Origin of the sequence: Blautia sp. LMAG:89 (genome assembly GCF_008679485.1) — a bacterium.
Taxonomy (GTDB): domain Bacteria; phylum Bacillota; class Clostridia; order Lachnospirales; family Lachnospiraceae; genus Blautia_A; species Blautia_A fusiformis.
The window spans coordinates 795,204-814,927 of record NZ_NANC01000004.1; the positions used below are offsets into that span (position 1 = coordinate 795,204).

Sequence of the window (19,724 nt, forward strand, 5' to 3'; positions counted from 1 at the left end):
AGGATATTCACACTCTGCATTCACTGCGCAGGCAACTTGTCTGATCTGATCACCGTGCCGCATTACACTTCTCATAAGCAAACAGTGCCGCACCAAGCGCACCACAAAGCTGTGCCTCATCACAGATATAAAGCTTTGCACCCAGCTTCTCCTCCAGTGCCTGGATGATACCTTTATTTCTGGCAACACCACCGGTCATCATGTATTCCCCCGGATTCTTTTTGCCAAGGCGGGCTGCAAGAGCTCCTACCTTGGAAGCAACAGATACATTCAGACCATGGATAATATCTGCTACATCCTTATTCTGGGCAACCAGGGAAACCACCTCGGACTCTGCAAATACAGTACACATGCTTGAGATCACTACGTTCTCTTTCCACTCCAAACCACGGGTACTCATCTCCTCCAGGGAAAGTCCAAGAGTACGGGCCATCATTTCCAGGAATCGTCCGGTTCCCGCTGCACATTTATCGTTCATCAGGAAATTTTTTACCGCACCGTTCTCGTCAATGCTGATCGCCTTGATATCCTGACCGCCGATGTCGATAACTGTACGCACATTCGGATTCAGATAATGGGCTCCCTTTGCGTGACAGGTAATCTCTGTGATACTGTCATCACCACTGTCAATATAGGCACGTCCATATCCGGTAGTAACGATACGCACGATATCTTCTTTCCTGATCCCTGCTTTTTCCACAGCCATCTCCAGGCTCTTCTCTGCACTCATCATAGCGCCGCCGCCTGTGGGGATGATCATGGTCGATTTAATTTTTCCGTCTTTATCTAGGATCACAACATCCGTACTTGTGGAACCGCTGTCGATCCCTGCCACATAATAAACTCCTGATTCCATTTTTTTCCTTATCTCCTCGCTGATTCCTTTTGATGGGTCCATATCCTCAGAGCCTTCCAGGGTCTCCGCAAAAGCCTGCACTCTGGTAAGGAGCTGTCCTGCACTCTGGCTTGTAAAATCTGTCTCGATCTTCAGAAGCGGAACCTTGATATCACGCTTGATGCTTGCATACTCAAATCCGTAATAGTCGCAGAATTTAATAGTATGATAAATGATCCCCTTCAGGTTCGGATCCAGATACAGCCGGTTTCTTCGGGTGCTGTTGTTCATACGAAAGCAGGGCATCTGGGAAAGAAGTGCATCCGCATAAGCCAGAAACATGGCATCGTCTTCCATTTTTTCCAGCTCCTCACGGATCACTGCAAGACGTCTTCCACCTGTACAGGTCAGGTTTTCCACATCCATGCGGATATTATCCCGGATCATTTTTTCCAGGATGCCGCTGACACGGACACCCAGAACACCGATATACGGCTGGTTATCCACAGGCTCATGGGAAAAAGCATTCAGAAATCCACTTCTGTCGAAGGTTTTCCCCGAAAATTTCTCATAAGCTTTCTTCAGACGGTGGATGCCCTGGGCAAGCTTCACCTTTTCACAGTCGTTATCCTCATGAGGCATGTCCAACATGTACAGAAATTTACATTTACCGGTACTTTCCACAATGTCGTACACACGGCGCATGGAATCACAGCAGTTAACAAGAACAAGCTGCTCTACCTTTCCCTCCAGCACTGCCTGGATCACAGATTTTCCGAAGCCACAGAGATTAGCATGGGCGATCTGGTCCGAAAGCTCAAAATTCTCCGGCATTTCCTCAAGAACCGCACATTCCTCGCCAAAGCCCTTAAACAGCTCCAGCGGTGTATATTTACAGACGTAATGTATCATGACCGTTTTTCCTCCTTACCTTCTGACAGCATTTCCAGATATGCCTGAAGTCGTGTGGATACCTGGCCGTCACTGGAATTGGCCGGGTTACAGCCGTCACCGTCCAGGACCATGGTTGGAAGTCCTGCATTTTCCAGAGAATTTTTGATCAGGCTGGAAGCTCCGATGGTTCCCTTGCATCCCCAATGCGCAAAAAGGATCCCGCCGTCTGCCTCTGTAAGGTTCGCCAGCTCCTGGGCACGCCGGATCCTCTGCTTCACACTTCCGTTGTAAATGCAGTTGACCATTTTTTCCGCAAGGGCCTCATAAGGATCCGAGGCCTGCATCCGCTGAAAACCGTCTGCAACAAAATCACAGGCACGGATATGCACGTTCTGGCTGTAATTAAATACATCCTTTACCGGCTCCTGCAAAAACGGCATCATATGCATCCACAAAATATGAAGACCTTCCCCCTTTGGTGCCTTCTTCACATCCTCAAGAAGCATTTTTGTGTATTTCAGGGATTCCTCTGAGCCCGCCAGAAGATGGCACATAAAGATCGCATACAGCTCATTTGTCAGGGAAGTCACCGGATCGTGATCCTTTCTGAGGGCAAGCTGGCTGCTGTAATAGGAGGCCGCTTCATTGCTGTTGGCAACTGCACGCTGTACCGACTGCTCGGAGATTTTTTTCCCGCCTACATCCTCCAGGAATTTCTTCAGCTCACGGAGCTGATCTGCAACATAGCTGATGGAATCCTGATTTTTTTCATAGGGTACGTCAATATAAAAGCCCGGGATCTGATATTTCTGTTTCAGATAAGGAAACGTCATCATGTTTCCATCGCAGGCAAGGTTTGTGTAGATGGTACATTTGGGCTTCGGTACCAATCCTGTCATGGACGCTCCCAGAAAAACCCTATGATAGGAGCACATGGTTTCCGGAAATCCCTCTGATTCCGTCTGTGCCAGAAATGCCTGCTCACATCTGGTTCCGGCGATGAAGCAGGACATTGCCTCCACGGAATACGGAGTGAGCCCTGCTGCTGTCAGAAGCTCTCCCGGTACAAAAATGCTCACCAGAGCGGTATCGTCCGGTTTTGCGAGGGCTTTGATAATATTCTGCATGACTACACGGGCTACATACTGTCCCGAAGCCGGAAGCTTCCTGTCAGGAAAAAGCTGCAGACGTTTTTCCTGAAGCCGGTATCCAGTGAGAAGAAGTTTTCGTGCTTTTTCCGGATCCCTGATGGATCTCTCTCCCACCATATCCCCGAATTTCTTTATAATATCCAATCTGTCACATCCTCCGTCAAATCAAAAAATCTATTATAAGTCTGTCAGACGCTTACCCGAAATTTCGTCTCAGACAAAATCCTGTAGCATTATCATCGTCTGGATGGTATAAAGGTTCCACCTGTCAGACCAATATTTTTATTATAAAGATATTTTTTTCAAATGTAAACACGCTAATTTTTACAAATTTGAAGCCTTTTGCACATATCAAAACATCAAAATGCAGATTTTCCACAAAACTCGCATTCCTTTTCGTGGAAAACCCGCATTTGTCTTATCACATTATCTTCTGCTCTGTTTTTTCCGTTACTCTGTATCACATCTGATGACGTACCACCTTATATTCATCTCCGGAACGATAATACGGACATTCCTTGTAATCACTGCTCACAAAACGATAATATTCATCCTCATCCAGATTGACATCACAATAATATTCGTCACACTCTTCATCATATGTATAGTTTGCACAGTATTCGCAGCTGGTTCCCTTCATATTTATTTCTCCTCTCTTTGCAGGAAAGTATTTCTCCCTGCTGTTCTCCTGATTATATAATAAAAAAAGGAAGAATTCCATTACTGAAATCCTCCCCTTTTTTATATATCAGAACATTCCGTTCACAGTCTTGTATTTGTAAAGCATCTCCGCATGATTCTGCTCTTCCACCTGGATATCTGCCAGAAGCTTCCTCACACCACTGTCTTCAAAAGCAAAAACATCCGAGTTGTATTCTCCGGAAATCAGCTTTTCTGTTCCGATACAGTCTGTTGCAAGAAAAGCATCGTGTTCCTTATCCTCTGAGGACATCACCGATGTGTAAGCAGCCTTTGGCTGGTAATCACGGCCGTCACTGTCATTACAGTTTACCTGTGGAACTGTACCGGAAAGCACCTGGCTCAGGGAATCGTAATGCTCCTGCTCTTTTTTCTGAAGAGTCTGAAATAAGCTTTTAAGCTCCGGATCCCTGGCCTGCTGTGCGTATTTTCCGTATTTTTCAATGCAGCTTTTTTCCTGTGTCTGAAGATCCTGGATCACTGTGCGTTCTTTTTCCTTTAATATCATTATGATCATCCTTTCTTTTGATAATAATGATAGTATGGTTTGGAAACGCGATTTTATTCATGTTTTACGCAGTCAGGATCTCCATCAGTGCTCCGTAAAGATCCTTGTCCAGCTCCATGGACTGAAGCTCAGATAAAAGAACCGGCAGATTCTTTCCGGCTGTGATCAGCTGATATAATCTGTCCTTCAGCACAAAACCGATCTCTGCCTGGTTCAGGAAATCAAAGACACGCTCTTTTGTCTGATTATCTGCCACTTCGCCAGCGAGAATGATCTGCACCTCTGCCGCTGTGTCTGCTTCCACTTCCACACAGATCTTCTGAAGCTTCTCTTCATATTTTACAGCAGCCTCAGTCTCTGCTCCGTTAACCAGAACCTTCACAGTATCTGTTCCTGTTTTCGCAAAATCACAGAACTCCACGGTATAAGCTCTCTTTGCCGGGATCAGCTCTGTTTTTCCCTGTGCGGGATGAATGGTAAACACTCCCTGATCCTTTTCCTTATAATCCATTTCCGTAAATACACAGGCACCATTTTCGTAAGCACAGGTTTCGTTGTCATCCTCATACAATCTGAAGCTTCCGTCAGCACCCGGGAATACCCGGATATTCAGGCTTTCCGGATTCTTTTCCGCCTCTGTTCCACGGATCTCATCGGTCATCACCAGAATACCGCCTGCTTTTGCAAGAACCGGGATACTGTCCAGAGTACGGTACATATCCACCATTCGTCCACCCTCATAGCGCAGACCTGTTTGACACTCCCCACAGCTAAAGCAGGGGGATTCTTGCTTCTCCCACTACTGCATTGGCAAACACCTTACGGTACTGCAATGTCTTACACAGTGTCCACAAGCTATATTTATACTGTTCCCGTATGCCCTACGGTACAGTTTTTATCTTTATGCAGACTGCATCTGCAGTCCTTTTTTCAGAATATTGATACTTGCATTCGTATCCCGGTCATGAACCGCATGGCATTTGGGACACTCCCAGATACGAATGCCCAGATTTTTTATCCGTGGATTTCTGTAGCCACAACAGCTGCAGGTCTGACTGCTCGGATACATCGTTGGTACTCTGTGAATTTCATTTCCATACCAGCCAGCTTTATATTCCAGCATTTCAAAAAATTTTGCCCAGGAAACACTCGCTATCGATTTTGACAGTTTATGATTCCGGATCATCCCCTTAACATTCAGATCTTCAATACAGATGGTTTGGTTTTCACGCACCAGCATCGTTGACTGTTTCTGCAGGAAATCATTCCGCTGATTGGTTACTTTCTCATACACTCTTGCCACCCTGATCCGCTGCTTCTCGCGGTTATGGGAATCTTTTTGTTTTCGGGAAAGCCTGCGCTGTTCTCTTATGAGTTTTCGCATTGAGCGTTCCAGATATCTGGGATTTGATACCGTATTTCCATTACTGTCGGAGTAGAACGCTTTGATCCCGACATCAATCCCTATCGTTCCGCCAGCATTTGAGCGTGGTTCCGGTTCAAAATCAACATTTAAAACCGCAAAATATTTTCCAGCCGGTGTGTGCTCAATGATCACGTGATTAATCTTTTCCACTTCCATCGACTGCCGTATTTTAACAGATCCAAGTTTCGGAAGTTTGATATATCTTCCCACAATACGAATATTATCTTTTTGATTTACCGTTCTGTATGACTGGAACCGGTTATGTTTACTTTTGAAGGTTGGATAGGAAGCCCGTTTCTCAAAGAAATTCACAAATCCCCGGTCGAGATCCCGCAAAGACTGCTGTAATGCAATGGAATCTGCTGCTTTCAGAAAGGCAAACTCCTCTTGCTTTTTCAGTTCAGTCAGCATGGCGGAAGTCTGGGAATAGCCGATCTTTTCCCCATTTTCATAGCCTTCCTTACGCATGGCAAGTCCCCGGTTGTAGATGAACCGGCAACATCCCAGGGTCTGATGGATGAAGTTTTTCTGTTCTCTGTTCGGGTAGATCCTAAATTTAATTCCTTTTTGCATTATCCCATCTTATCCTTTTGTCTCTGCGATGTTTTCTGGTTTTCAATATACTGTTTTACTGTTTCCTGCGGAGCACCGCCTACCGTCGATACAAAATAGCTGTTTGTCCAGAGAGTCGGCATTTTCGTTTTAAGATAGGGAAATTCCTGTCTTAAAATTCTGGACGTATAGCCTTTAAATGACTTTACAGCTTTGTGGATGCCAAACTGAGGATCTACTTCCAAAAGCATATGAACATGGTCTGGCATGATCTCCATCTCCAGAATGTCTACAGAAAGATTTGCAGCATACTCTGTGAGCAGCTCCTTCAGCCGGACGTCCACACCGTTAATTAATACTTTTCGTCTATACTTTGGACACCATACTACATGGTATTTACAGGAATAGACGACATTGTTGTTTGATTTATATGTTGTGTTCATATTTGTATTATACTATGGTTTATCAGTTAATACAATTACTATTTTGTCCATCTTCAATTACTTGCATAAATTACGATCAGAGTAATCACTACCGTAATAACAATACTGTTTAAAAGAAACGGATAAAATTAAAGTGTGCGTTCATATTGATGTAGTTATCAATGATGAATTTCTACGGAAGGAGATGATGCTCCAGAGCCATGATCTCCTGATTTTCCTTAAAGGATGAAGCTTCTGATCCGCCAGCACTGGCACAGCTCCGGGATTTCCGTTACAAACCCTCCCGATACACGCTGTTGATCGTAGCCTGGGCGTGCTCCAGCTCTTTTTTCCGGATGATGGCTTCCCGGTCACTTAAGATCGCCAGCATCTCATCGATCACATCCTCCACTCTGGGACTTGTCACCCTGTATAAATACCCCAGCATCCGTGTAGCTGTGTAATCGGTATTCATATGTTTATAGGCAATTTCCCGGCACAGCTCATCGGGATAGCCCTTATCCTGAAGCGCTCTGTAAAGCTCATCTGTTCTTGTATCTGTCATATGCTCCTGAGATTCCTTTCCTGTTTTTATTATAATTTCGCCAGGCGGATATTCGCGATCCGCTTTCGCTGGTTCCATCCATATTCAGTACAATAAATCGAACCTTTACCTTCCACTCTGCTACATGATCACAAACGAGACCGCTTCACGATTTATCATCTTCATCCATGTCAGTTTCTTTACCAGTCTTATATATCTCCCGGATTCCCCGGAGCAATGTTACAAAAATCCCTGCAATCAGTATCCACACCGGCCACATAGGTGCCGTTCCCAGATTCCCGCTGATCCCGGCATAAAGACATACTCCAATGGATAACAGCTTGATCACAGACATCATTTTTGACGCAATCTCAAAGATATGCTCTCTGTTTTCCTCTGTCACCTCAACCGGATAGTTCCACCACTGTGGAAATCTCTGACAGAACATCAGAAGTGCCAGGATCAGCAGCCCCAAAATCGGCTCCAGAAGAAGGCTGCCCTTCTTCCCATACCGGTCCGGGATCCCATGCGCATTAAAATGGATCGGCACCCTCTCCGGCAGATTTCCCCAAGTAGCCACAAGATACATCACGTACCCAAGGATCATCAGAAAGCAGAGCACATCTGTAATATTCCGCAGTTTTTTCTCAGACATTATCCATCCCCCTTTTATTTCAAAATAAACCCGTCTGTAAATCAAATACTCTCTTTCCTGTATTTTACACACAAATTGCCTGCCTGTAAAAGTATTTTGCAAAAAAAGACCTATTATAGCCATATCTGCGAGCACTAACGATTGCATACGAAATTTTTATATGATAAAATAGACATGTTGTCCAAAAACATATTTAAGAAAGGGAAAGAAATATGTTAGAAAAAATCTTCAAGCTGTCCGCAAATAAAACGGACGCCAAAACTGAGGTTCTGGCAGGTATCACCACCTTCATGACAATGGCCTATATCCTGGCAGTTAACCCGAACATCCTGTCTGCGACCGGCATGGATTCCGGAGCTGTATTCACAGCTACCGCACTGGCAGCCTTCCTGGGAACGCTGCTGATGGCAATCTTCGCCAACTACCCGTTCGCACTGGCACCCGGAATGGGTCTGAACGCATACTTTGCCTATACAGTTGTCATCGGTATGGGATACAGCTGGCAGTATGCACTGACTGCAGTTTTTGCAGAAGGTATCGTATTTATCGTTCTTTCACTTACCAATGTACGTGAAGCGATCTTCAATGCGATCCCTCTGAACCTGAAATCCGCAGTCAGCGTTGGTATCGGTCTTTTCATCGCATTTGTAGGATTACAGAATGCCAATATCGTGATCGGCGGCTCCACTCTGCTGCAGCTTTTCTCTGTAGATGGCTACAACGCAGCCAAGGGTGTAGAGGCTTCCTTCAACAATGTGGGAATCACCGTTATCCTGGCTCTGATCGGTATCATCGTAACCGGTATCCTGGTTGTTAAGAATGTAAAGGGAAACATCCTCTGGGGTATCCTGATCACATGGGGACTTGGAATCATCTGTCAGTTCGCCGGACTTTATGTTCCGAACCCGGAGATCGGCTTCTACAGCCTGCTCCCGGATTTCAGCAACGGACTCTCCATCCCGAGCCTTGCTCCGATCTTTGCGAAGCTGCAGTTTGACGGAGTTTTCTCACTGGATTTCCTTGTTATCCTGTTTGCATTTTTATTTGTAGATCTTTTTGATACTCTTGGAACTCTCGTTGGTGTCTCTTCTAAAGCAGGCATGCTGGATGAAAATGGCAAGCTTCCCAACATCAAGGGCGCACTTCTTGCAGATGCAGTTGCAACAACTGCCGGTGCAGTTCTTGGTACATCCACAACCACTACCTTCGTAGAAAGTGCTTCCGGTGTATCTGAAGGCGGAAGAACCGGACTTACTGCAGTGACAACTGCCATCTTATTTGGCCTGTCCCTGTTCCTGTCACCGATCTTCCTGGCAATTCCGTCCTTTGCCACAGCTCCGGCTCTGGTGATCGTCGGTCTGTACATGCTCAGCAATGTTATCAGCATTGATTTCAGCGATATGTCCGAGGCGATCCCATGTTATGTATGTATCATCGCAATGCCGTTCTTCTACAGCATTTCCGAAGGTATCTCCATGGGAATTATCACATACGTAGCAATCAACCTGATCACAGGTAAGGCAAAAGAAAAGAAAATCAGCGCTCTGATGTATGTACTGGCAGTGCTGTTTATCCTGAAATATATTTTCCTGTAAAATATGGCAAAAAAATTCCCGGGCCTTTTGTCCCGGGAGTTTTTTTATTCCAGCAAAATATTTTTATTTCTTCGGCTGATACCGCATATTTGATACATTATAAACCGTGATAAACGCTTTCGGGTCCTCCTGGTTTATAAACTTCATCAGCTTCTGATATTCACCTTTATCTACAATGGTTATGATCTCATGGCGTTTTTCCATTTTATAGGCTCCGATGGCTTCATAGATCGTGGCTCCGCTGTGCAGGTCGTGAATGATAAACTGCCTCAGCTCCTCTTCCTTTTTCGTGATGATGCAGACACGCCGCTTGATATTATTGTCAAAAATAAAATGATCCAGAACGATTCCGTTAAAATACGTTCCCAGAATACTTAAGACCACCGTCTTTTTATCATACACAAGCGCCGCGGAAAGTGCCACGCACATACCGGAAAGAGACATGGCTTTTCCAAGTTCCATGTGGAGATACTTATTCATGATCTTCGCCACGATATCCAGTCCGCCTGAGGATGCATTCCGGTTAAAAAGAATGCTAAGTCCCACACTCACTACCAGAATATAACACAGAACATCCAGTTCCTGGCTGTCTGTCATGGAACCGAAATTTGGAAAAATGATCTCAAACAATCCCAGAAACAACGGCAGCATTACACTGGTATAAACCGTCTTAACTCCAAACTCTCTTCCACAGGTAAAAAATCCAATGATCAGCAATACCACATTCAGGATCATGGTAATCGCCGACAGCTGCAGCGGCACAAAATTGGAAAGCACGATTCCAAGACCGGAAATACTGCTGACCGACGTATGGCTTGGCACCAGGAAAAAATATACCGCAGCTGCAATGATCGCCACTGCCACGGTGAGGATCACGGTTTCCTTAACGATATCCGCATAATTCAGTTTCTTTTTCATGATTTCAGATACTCTTCCCATTCTTTTTCTTTAGCGCCCACCAGCACCTTGTCTTTCCCAACAAGGATTGGTCGTTTCACAAGCATCCCGTCTGTTGCAAGAAGCGCAAGCTGCTCTTCCTCACTCATCTCCGGAAGTTTATCTTTCAGTTTCATCTCTTTATAAATATTTCCACTGGTATTGAAGAAACGCTTCAGCGGAAGACCGCTTTTTTCCCACCAGGCTTTCAGTTCCTCTGCAGTTGGATTGTCCGTCTTAATATCACGCAATGTATATTCTGCGCCACTCTCATCCAGCCATTTCTGAGCCTTTTTGCAGGTACTGCATTTTGGATAGCATACAAATAACATGTTGTGTCCCCCTCATCTTATTTGTATTTTATTCTAACACAGATGATACTGTTTTTCTATCCTATTGTTCCGACCATATCAGCTTCGATTCCTGTTTCATCTCATCCACAATTTTCTCCGCTGCATCCAGATCTCCCTTTGCTTCCAGCTCTGTTAATTCCAGGCTCTTCTTTCTGGCCTCCGCACTCATATAATAAACCTCTGTTACCGTTTCCGGGATGCTGTCATCTTCCGGTGATACTTCCTCTGTCTTTTTGGAAAAATCCTGAAGCAGCATGTCATCGCTTTTCAGTTCCAGGGTTCCTGCATAGGGCGCATCAATGGCGTAGACGAACTCTGTTCTTCCATCTTCTGTGTACTGTACTTTCATACGGTTAATAAGATTGTTGGAAGAATACAGGCAGTTGTCTTTTACGTACATTCCGCTATTTTCCAGGGTCATGTATTTTTCGTCGAAATACCAGTGGTTGTAGCCTGCTGCTGCAGCGATGAGTGTCAGGATAACTGCCACTGCTGCTGTCAGCACTCTGCGTATTATTAATTTTTTCCGGATTTTTTTCAGTGTGGCTGCACTTCCGATATTTGCATTACTTTCAGTATTTTCCGTCCCACCAGTTCCACATCCTGCTACAGAAGCTACAGATGATCTTATCCGGGCCTGCTCTTTTCCCTGCTCTTCTTTCATGATCTCCAACATTTTTCTGCATTCCTGACAGGTTCCCATATGTTCTTCCACCAGCGCCCGACTGTCTTCGCTTAATATCCCATCTATATAAGATGGCATCAGATCCTGTATTACGTCACATGTGATCTTCATATTCCAGCTCCTCTCTGATCTTTACTCTTGCACGGTAATAAGTCACCCGCGCCCAGTTTTCACTTTTTCCAAAAAGCATTCCGATCTCACTAAACTTAAGCTCTCCGAATGTCCGCAGGGAAAAAACTTCTTTATACGGTTCCGAAAGGCCATGCAAAACTTTGTGGATCTCCATAGCCTGACTCCGCTGTGCCAGCTTTTCCTCAAAAATTTCTCCGCCATGGCTTTCTGCTGTTTCCGGCTGCTCCTCTCCGGGAAGTTGCTTTTTCTGCTTTTTCAGATGGTCGTACAACGTATTCTTTGCAATCTGGCAAAGCCACACACGCACATCACAGTCACCCCGGAACTGACCTATCTTTTCCAGAGCTTTAAAAAATGTCTCCTGTGTCACTTCCTCAGCCAGCGCTCCATCCTGTGAGATAGAACGGATATACCGATATACAATGTCAAAATATGTCCGGTAAAGTTCCTCTATGTTCATCGGTTTTTCTCTTTCCTCCCTTCTCACTTATAAGACGCACTGATCTCAAAAACGTTACAGAAAAGCTTGCAAAATTTCGTCCGATATTTTTATTCCGGCGTTTCTTTTAGCACAAACGAAATGCCCGGTATAAAAATACCGGGCACAGCATTATCAGAATTTTCTTCTGACCTCCTCTTACACTCTGCTGCATACCTTCACATCGTTCCATGCTCTTCATAATATTTCTTCTTTTCCTCATACATAAGATCATCTGCTCTTCTCAGCATTGTCTCAAGCTCCGAAGAGCTTTCCTCCCAGACAACGCCAACAGAAACACTGATCCTTTTGGCAGCAATGCTGTCACAGATATCCCGGACCTTACTCCGAAAAATCTTCTCATCCATATCAAAACAGATGAGTACAAATTCATCGCCACCTACCCGGTAAGCATTTTCCGGCAGAATCGCAAGCATGGAACGCGCTGTATTTATGATCAGCCTGTCTCCGGCCTCATGTCCGTAAAGATCATTCACCCGTTTCAGACCATTGATATCAATATATGCTACGCCTGTTTTTATCACTGTTTTTGCCTGCATGCCTTCCAGAACCTGAATATACCTGTTCCTGTTATACAAGGTCGTCAGCATATCACGGTAACTCATGTACTGCAGACACGCCTTACGCTCCTTGGCTTTCAGGCTGTCCGTTAAAAAATACTGTATGGATGACAGCAGCGTATGATCCTCATAATGCAGTCTCGGATTATCTACCCCGAGAAATCCTATGATCTTTCCGTCACTGTTTAAAGGAACGGCCAGCAGCCTGGTAATGTCCTGCATCTTCAGAGTCTCATAATACGGCTGCCCCTGCTCCTCCTCAATATCCGGAATATAATACAGGCCATTTTTCCGAAAGCTGTCCATCCAGATATCCAGCATTTCCATGGGAACCTCCTGAAGATTATCCTTCTCAGCAGTCACTCCGTTCATGGCATACTCATAGGTATTTGTACAAACATTCCTCTTTTCATCGATCTGAACAATGTAACTGCGATCTCCGTCAAAATACCCACTGATAATACGCAGCAGATTGGAGATTGCCGCATCTTCATCTTCTCCTGATATCAACTCAGCAATGCATTTATTTAGTATCGTTGCGATCTCAAGTCTTTCCTTTATCTTGCCCTCTCTGCTTATCAGCTGATACATTTCCTGATTCAGCTCCGTCATCGTCACGATAAACATAATGATCATGGAAATACCAACCGAAAACTCGATCAGCGACATTCCATACCAGAATGCCTGCACAGCTGCCGCCACTGCCGGAAGTACAACGCATGACAGCATAGAGAACAGGAGCTTCCTGCTGACTCTCTTTTTGTACTGGAGCAAAAGTGTAAGATCAATGAACATACCTGCTACCGGAAGAAGAATTGACATAATATATAACGGTGCCCGATGGTAATAATTATCCACATCTATGTAATAATACCAGTGAGTAAACTGCGAGATCACCACAAAAGCAACCCCTGCAGCAGCAATAACATATCCGGCTTTTACTCTTTTTAATGTTCTCCGCTCCCTTTTCGAAAACAGATAAACACACACATAAATGTGAAAACACAGCAGGACTACGTCACTTAAAAGGAATACGAGAAAACTCGAGATACGGACCATCACACTGCCCGGAACTCCGGGATATCCGCTGAAAATATGCGCCATGGCATCCATCAGCAATAACAGGGAAGCAAAACTCTCCATCAGGATAAGATACCGACGCTTTTCCCTGTCATAATTACTGCTCAGAAATATACATAATGCAGCTATGGCACAAAATACACATCCCCATATAAGTATCGCTACCTGCAGTACTTTTTCATCCGGCATAAAAAACACTCCTCACATTCGTCACTTACAATAAGTATTATACTTTACCGTGTAAAAGTCAACCTTCCAAAAAAATCCCGGAGTACATTGTCATACTCCAGGATTTTGTCGTCAACCGGATAAAAGCAACCGCATTCGCTACATAATTCTACACCAGATAACTGCTTCGCAGTTGATTCAGTTAAAGCTCTTCCCCGCAAGATTCAATCACTTTTTTGTACCAGTAAAAAGAATCTTTGCGGATTCTGGAAAAGTCTCCGGTCCCGTCATCATTTTTATTTACATAGATAAGCCCATAACGCTTCTTGAATTCTCCAGTGGAGGCACTGACAAGATCTGTACAGCCCCAGCAGGTGTAGCCGATCAGATCTACTCCGTCATGGATTGCTTCCTTCATCTGCTCTATATGGCGGCGCATATATTCAATACGGTAATCATCGTGAATCTTTCCATCCTCTGTCAGCTGATCCACCGCCCCAAGACCATTTTCCACGATCATGATCGGAATCTGATAGCGGTCATAGATCTGGTTCAGAACATAGCGAAGACCAGTTGCATCAATCTGCCAGCCCCAGTCGGAAGCTTTCAGATATGGATTTTTCAGATTGTCACTTCCATTTCCGGCCGTTTTCTCTCCGTCCTTTGTCACGCTGACACAGCTACTGGAATAATAGCTGATGGTGAAAAAGTCCACCGTACCCTTCTTGAGGATCTCTTTATCCTCCTGAAGAATCTCCAGCTGGATTCCGTGCTCCTCAAAGTATCTCGCTGCAAATCCCGGATAATATCCTCTTACATGAACATCACCGGCAATGGAATTGTGGATCTGCCCAAACTGCTGTGCATATAAGATATCATCCGGATGGCAGGTATATGGATAACCATTGTGATAAGCAAGCATACAGCCAAGCATAAACTCCGGATCGATCTCATGAGCCATGGAAACTGCAAGTGCACTTGCTACCAGCTGGTGATGCATTGCCTGATAACGGCTCTGCTCACATACATCCTTCGGGTCCAGCATTCCTGCACAGAATACCGCACCAAAGTCCTGCGTCAGCATATTGATCTCATTAAAAGTCAGCCAGTATTTTACCTTACCTTTATATCTCTCAAATAAAACCTTTGCAAATCGAAGATAGAAATCGATCATCTTACGATTTTTCCATCCGCCATACTCCAGAGAAAGATGAAGGGGATTCTCATAATGAGAGATCGTTATCAGCGGCTCAATGTTATATTTTCTCAGTTCGTCGATCACATTGTCGTAGAACTTAAGGCCTTCCTCATTTGGAGTTTCCTCATCCCCATTTGGGAACACTCTGGACCAAGAAATAGAAAAACGATATACCTTAAATCCCATCTCTGCAAAAAGAGCAATATCCTCTTTCCAGTGATGATAAAAATCAGTCGCCTGGTGATTGGGATAAAATTCTTCCGGTAACGGTGCCGGCGGTGTAAGACGACGTTCCTTATCCACACTTCCTCCTGTCAGGATATCTGCAATGGACGGGCCTCTGCCATCCTCATCCCAACCGCCTTCATACTGGTTTGCAGCGGTTGCTCCGCCCCAGAGAAAGTTTTCCGGCATACGGTTATAATTTTTCATATTTTAATTTTCTCCTTTTTACAAACATCAGGCGGATCTGTTATCTCCGCCTGATGTTTCGTTGTTATTCTTATACAATAGTCAGGAATTTATCTCCTGCATTTACAGCTGCATCTTCTTTTTCCATGCATACTGCTTTGATATAATCAGAAATATTGGTCACAACAACCGGTGTGATCAGATCATATCCTTCTTTCTTAATGGCATCCATATCGAATTCCACAAGAAGCTTTCCTTTTTTTACCTTATCTCCATCAGAAACATGGGATTTAAAATATTTACCATTTAAATTTACAGTATCAAGTCCGATGTGGATCAGAATTTCTGCTCCACTTTCTGTCACAAACATGATTCCATGTTTGCTGTCCATGATATTTGCCACCGTACCATCTGCCGGTGCATAAACCTTTCCTTCTGATGGAACGATTGCTGCTCCGTCACCTAAAACCTTATCCGCAAAAGTTTTATCCGGAACATCGGAAAGTGCTTTTACAGTTCCTGCTACCGGTGCACAAAGCTCGATCTTATCTACAAGCGGAGCGTTCTGCTGTGCCGGCTGTTTTTCTGTATCTGTGTTCTGTACTTCATCCTCTGTCTCAGCCTTTACATCCTCAAATCCGAAGATAAGCGTAAGAACAAAAGCAGCTACAAAAGATACCACGATCATAATGATTCCATAAATCAGATTGATTAATCCCTTCTCGCCGATAAACGCCGGGATCGCCATGATACAATTCTGTGCAATGTAAAGAGAAACCTGAAGAAGTCCTCCTACGATACCACCGATTCCGGCTGCGATGGAAGCTGCTACAACCGGTCTTTTCAGTTTCAGTGTAACACCATACAGAGCAGGCTCTGTGATACCCATAAGAGCGGAAACACCTGCTGCACTTGCCAGCTGTTTCATGTTGCTGTCCTTGGATCTTACAGCTACTGCAAGAGAAGCTCCGGACTGTGCAAGGTTAGAGCATACCTGAGATACAAAGATCAGTGTATCGGTACCACCGGTTGCAATGGCATTCAGTCCGATCGGTGTCAGCGCATGGTGCATACCGGTCATAACGATGAACGGGAAGGTTGCTGCAAGGATACCTACAATAATGAAACCAAGTTTTACGGACAGGAAGTTGATGGCTACCGCAAGTCCGTTACCAATAATTGTTCCGATCGGTCCAACTACGATCAGGGCGATCGGTGCACTGATCAGAATTACCAGTGTCGGGTTCAGGATCAGTTTTACCATTTTCGGTGTGATCTTATCAACCAGAATCTCAATATAATGTGTGATCCATACCATCAGGATAACCGGAATAACGGAATAAGAATAAGTTGCTTTTGTGATCGGCAGACCAAACAGTGTGATGGCCGCATCACCAGCTACCATAGTTACAAAGGTAGGGCTTAAGTAAACACCGGCAATAAACAGCGCCAGTGACTGGTTCACGCGGAAAACCTTGGCAGCATTTGCTGCGATCAGGAACGGCATGAAGTAGAAAGTAACATCTCCGATAAAACTGATCACCTGGTAGGTACTGCTTGTTTCTGATACCAGATGAAAAGTTGTCAGCAGGGTAAGTACAACTTTGATCATACCGGCTGCAGTCAGGGCAGGGATCATCGGGGTCATACATCCGGTGATGGCATCGATAACTTTTGAAACAACACTCTTTGAGCTGTCAGAGTTCGCTGCCGGTGCATCATCGGTAGGAACGCCTTTGTCTTCCAATGCCTTGTAAACAGCGTTTACTTCGTTTCCTGCGATAACCTGGAACTGATCTTCATGCCAGTTAACGCCGGAGATCTCAGAAAGCTTTAAGATCTCTTTCTCGTTGATCTTCGATCTGTCTTTCACATAGAAACGAAGCCTTGTCATGCAGTGGAACAGACGGGTGATATTATCTTTTCCGCCCAGCGCTGCAATCAGTGTGTCTGCAGTTTTTGCATAGTCCTTTTTCATTTGGGGACCTCCTTTAATAATAAATATTGAAATTTATATTAAAGGTCTTGCCTGAAAAGATACGCACATGGCACGTATTTCAGTAACAATCCATTAACACCTAATTTATAAAACAATCTCTTTTCACAGATTTTTCAGACGTTTATGGTCTTCTGTGATCTTCTGGATATGAATCGTCAGATACAGCATTTCGTCCTCAGTCATAGCGTATTTATATTCCTCTTCCATCATAAGATAGATCATTTTTACACAGCCGTAAGCTTCTCTGTACTGCTCCTTGATGATCTTGAAAAGCTCCTGATTCTCATCATAGTGAAGCTCTTTATGAAGGAATCTCTGGGCAAAATATTTCAGATGCGTGAGAAACCGCTGATAATACAGATTATCCTCCTGAAATTCCATATTGTCATAATACTTCTCCACGATGTCCAGGATCTGATGTACGATAATGGAAATCTGATAGCTGTCCGTCTTGCCGCCATCTTCCGCATTCACAAAATGCAATGCAAAAAATCCTGCTTCATCTGCAGAAAGATCTACCTCGAACATCTCATTTACCTTTTTCAGTAATTCCAAGCCGATCTCATATTCTTTATGATAAAGCTGCTTGATATCCAGAAGCAGCATATTCTGAAGGCGGATCCCGTTTTCAAGTCTGGAGATCGCACCCATGATATGGTCGCTAAGGGAAAAATAAATACTGTCATTTAATTTCATCCCCTTTTTTTCCTTCACTTCATTTACAAAAGCTTCCACAAAATCCAGATATTTTTCCGGAATAGCAGTCAGATAACCCTGTATCTCCTTGCTGATCTGGGCATTTTCCGCAGTAAAGATCTTCTCGATCCTGGACTCCTCCACTTGCTGTCCTTTCTTTTTCTGAAAGGCAATTCCGCAACCCTTTACAATAACTTCATGTCCCTGTCCATCCCTGGACAGTATCAGATTATTATTCAAAATCTTATGGATAACCATATTCCTGTTCCCCCGCTGCCAGACAAATAAAAAAAGACCATTACAGTATATAGAAAACCTATTCCTATACTACTATAAGGTCTTGCCTGACGATAAATAAATATTTCAGTAACAATCCTTCTGATTCGTAACTATTTAATAACTGTACGTAATAGTATCAGAAAAAATATATGTTGTCTATCTGGAATATTTAATAAAATATTTATAATATTTTTGTGAACTTTGACAAAATCCCCTGATGATCCTGCCATACGGATCAACGGGGGATTTTCTGTTCAGCTTTTTATTCTTCAGATCTCTTTTCCCTTTGTCGCAACGGCATGTACAACAAACGGTACAAACAATGTAATAAACGCCGCATATCCAAGGTATGCATATCCCTTCTTAACAACTGTCATCAGACCGAACTGTGCGATGGCAAATGCCAGGAATGTAAAGATCGCTGTGAAAACTGCATTTCTTCCAAGGTGTCCCTGCGCTTTTTTTGCCGAGCTGTCCATACGGCGCTCCACTGCATTTACACAGCGGGTCACAATACCGGAGATCATATTTACTGCTGTGGAGATAGCTCCAAGGATGATCAGCAGAGAAATGATCGGTGTCAGGATACCGGCGCCTACACCGTTCTGGACCAGTACCAGCATCGGTACCGATGCAGATGCCAGTTCACTTACATATGCAATGGCAAGAAGTCCGAGGATGGAAAGCTCCATTGCACAGAAGTTACATACAAACATCCAGATCGCTGCTTTGTTGATCTGTTTTTCGTCCGTTACATCCTCCATATGCTGGTACATAACAGAAACAGATGCCAGCTGGAAGAAGAAATAAAGGACTGCTGAATAGAGAGCCGGTCCAAAGGCTCCGCTCTCGGAGGAAAGTACAGTCATTTCTCCGGAGGACATAGTATGGATGGAAGCTGTGATATCTCCCCACTGTGCAATGATATTAGGAACAAGTACCAGTACAAGACCAATGATGATCAGCACACTTAATGTAGAAGCACATTTTCTTACGACATTGGTTCCGAAAAGTGCGATCACAAAGATAAATGCTGCAATGATCAGTGTACAGAGCCAGTATGGGATCCCAAACAGTGTCTGCAGTGTGGAACCGCCGGTTGCAAAGGCTGCTGCTGATGCAGTTCCGATCATGATCAGGTAACAGATCTCATAGAGATTGGACATAACCGGTTTCGTTTTTCCGTAAAGACTGTCGGAAAAGCTTCTGTAATCGTAGGTTTTGTGTTTATAAGCATAGCGCATTCCATACCAGAAAAACAGTGCATACAATCCCTGTGTCACTGCCGGCAGGATCAGACACCAGATACCGTAGTTGATAAAGTACTGATAGATCTGCGCTCCTGATGCGAATCCGCCTCCGAACTGTGTGGTAAATGCGACGAACGCAAGTCCCATAGCCAGAGGCATTTTACTTTGTAATGATTTATTCTGACTCATCTCTCTTT

19 protein-coding genes are annotated in these 19,724 nt (G+C 44.2%); 1 reads left to right on the forward strand and 18 read right to left on the reverse strand.

The window, feature by feature from the left end; translation table 11 throughout:
• Window positions 1–49: 49 nt before the first annotated feature.
• The 9 genes from CCC70_RS07555 to CCC70_RS07595 all read right to left on the reverse strand — a co-directional run bounded on the left by CCC70_RS07555 (window position 50) and on the right by CCC70_RS07595 (window position 7,686).
• Window positions 50–1,747: an acyl-CoA dehydratase activase gene (locus CCC70_RS07555; RefSeq protein ID WP_021652226.1), complete on the reverse strand. Its 1,698-nt coding sequence runs from the start codon at window positions 1,745–1,747 to the stop codon at window positions 50–52.
• On the reverse strand, window positions 1,744–3,024 hold the full coding sequence (locus tag CCC70_RS07560; RefSeq protein WP_186582345.1) for a 2-hydroxyacyl-CoA dehydratase subunit D: 1,281 nt from the start codon (window positions 3,022–3,024) through the stop codon (window positions 1,744–1,746). Before CCC70_RS07560 ends, CCC70_RS07555 begins: the two co-directional genes overlap by 4 nt.
• 316 nt (window positions 3,025–3,340) lie before the next feature.
• Window positions 3,341–3,520 carry a DUF6472 family protein gene (locus CCC70_RS07565; protein ID WP_015526328.1) on the reverse strand — a complete coding sequence of 60 codons (180 nt, stop codon included), beginning with the start codon at window positions 3,518–3,520 and terminating at the stop codon, window positions 3,341–3,343.
• Between the two features lie 108 nt (window positions 3,521–3,628).
• A complete protein-coding gene (locus tag CCC70_RS07570; protein WP_044961927.1) occupies window positions 3,629–4,087 on the reverse strand; it encodes a ferritin-like domain-containing protein in 459 nt (152 codons plus the stop codon).
• 64 nt (window positions 4,088–4,151) lie between these two features.
• Window positions 4,152–4,814 (reverse strand): DUF5110 domain-containing protein, encoded by a 663-nt coding sequence (locus tag CCC70_RS07575; RefSeq protein ID WP_173776173.1) that lies wholly within the window; start codon window positions 4,812–4,814, stop codon window positions 4,152–4,154.
• Between the two features lie 174 nt (window positions 4,815–4,988).
• The gene (gene tnpB / locus CCC70_RS07580) at window positions 4,989–6,086 is read right to left on the reverse strand and encodes an IS200/IS605 family element RNA-guided endonuclease TnpB (protein ID WP_174088932.1); all 1,098 of its coding nucleotides are present in this window, start codon (window positions 6,084–6,086) and stop codon (window positions 4,989–4,991) included.
• Entirely contained in the window at window positions 6,086–6,508 is a 423-nt protein-coding gene (tnpA, locus tag CCC70_RS07585; protein ID WP_059086645.1) for an IS200/IS605 family transposase, read from the reverse strand. The genes tnpB and tnpA overlap by 1 nt, the downstream gene beginning before the upstream one ends.
• A gap of 271 nt (window positions 6,509–6,779) precedes the next feature.
• Window positions 6,780–7,052: a hypothetical protein gene (locus tag CCC70_RS07590; protein WP_178775447.1), complete on the reverse strand. Its 273-nt coding sequence runs from the start codon at window positions 7,050–7,052 to the stop codon at window positions 6,780–6,782.
• A gap of 145 nt (window positions 7,053–7,197) precedes the next feature.
• Window positions 7,198–7,686 carry a DUF1648 domain-containing protein gene (locus CCC70_RS07595; protein WP_270391838.1) on the reverse strand — a complete coding sequence of 163 codons (489 nt, stop codon included), beginning with the start codon at window positions 7,684–7,686 and terminating at the stop codon, window positions 7,198–7,200.
• 212 nt (window positions 7,687–7,898) lie between these two features.
• On the opposite strand from CCC70_RS07595, the gene CCC70_RS07600 reads away from it, so the two are divergent.
• Window positions 7,899–9,281 carry an NCS2 family permease gene (locus CCC70_RS07600; protein ID WP_015526334.1) on the forward strand — a complete coding sequence of 461 codons (1,383 nt, stop codon included), beginning with the start codon at window positions 7,899–7,901 and terminating at the stop codon, window positions 9,279–9,281.
• 63 nt (window positions 9,282–9,344) lie between these two features.
• Here the strand turns inward: CCC70_RS07600 and CCC70_RS07605 are convergent, their stop codons facing one another.
• The 9 genes from CCC70_RS07605 to CCC70_RS07645 all read right to left on the reverse strand — a co-directional run bounded on the left by CCC70_RS07605 (window position 9,345) and on the right by CCC70_RS07645 (window position 19,716).
• A complete protein-coding gene (locus tag CCC70_RS07605) occupies window positions 9,345–10,199 on the reverse strand; it encodes a YitT family protein (RefSeq protein WP_270391835.1) in 855 nt (284 codons plus the stop codon).
• Window positions 10,196–10,549, reverse strand: a complete 354-nt coding sequence (locus CCC70_RS07610) for an arsenate reductase family protein (protein ID WP_015526336.1) — start codon at window positions 10,547–10,549, stop codon at window positions 10,196–10,198. The genes CCC70_RS07605 and CCC70_RS07610 overlap by 4 nt, the downstream gene beginning before the upstream one ends.
• Window positions 10,550–10,610: 61 nt before the next feature.
• Window positions 10,611–11,366, reverse strand: coding sequence for a zf-HC2 domain-containing protein (locus tag CCC70_RS07615; RefSeq protein ID WP_270391831.1), 756 nt, complete (start codon window positions 11,364–11,366; stop codon window positions 10,611–10,613).
• A complete protein-coding gene (locus CCC70_RS07620; protein ID WP_270391828.1) occupies window positions 11,350–11,847 on the reverse strand; it encodes an RNA polymerase sigma factor in 498 nt (165 codons plus the stop codon). The genes CCC70_RS07615 and CCC70_RS07620 overlap by 17 nt, the downstream gene beginning before the upstream one ends.
• Window positions 11,848–12,044: 197 nt before the next feature.
• Window positions 12,045–13,715 (reverse strand): sensor domain-containing diguanylate cyclase, encoded by a 1,671-nt coding sequence (locus CCC70_RS07625; RefSeq protein WP_270391826.1) that lies wholly within the window; start codon window positions 13,713–13,715, stop codon window positions 12,045–12,047.
• Between the two features lie 181 nt (window positions 13,716–13,896).
• Entirely contained in the window at window positions 13,897–15,324 is a 1,428-nt protein-coding gene (locus CCC70_RS07630; protein ID WP_244832677.1) for a glycoside hydrolase family 1 protein, read from the reverse strand.
• Window positions 15,325–15,394: 70 nt separating this feature from the next.
• A complete protein-coding gene (locus CCC70_RS07635) occupies window positions 15,395–17,281 on the reverse strand; it encodes a beta-glucoside-specific PTS transporter subunit IIABC (protein ID WP_021650624.1) in 1,887 nt (628 codons plus the stop codon).
• Window positions 17,282–17,404: 123 nt separating this feature from the next.
• Window positions 17,405–18,256: a BglG family transcription antiterminator LicT gene (gene licT, locus CCC70_RS07640; protein ID WP_118368632.1), complete on the reverse strand. Its 852-nt coding sequence runs from the start codon at window positions 18,254–18,256 to the stop codon at window positions 17,405–17,407.
• Between the two features lie 290 nt (window positions 18,257–18,546).
• Window positions 18,547–19,716: a YkvI family membrane protein gene (locus CCC70_RS07645; RefSeq protein WP_044960932.1), complete on the reverse strand. Its 1,170-nt coding sequence runs from the start codon at window positions 19,714–19,716 to the stop codon at window positions 18,547–18,549.
• Between the last annotated feature and the right edge of the window lie 8 nt (window positions 19,717–19,724).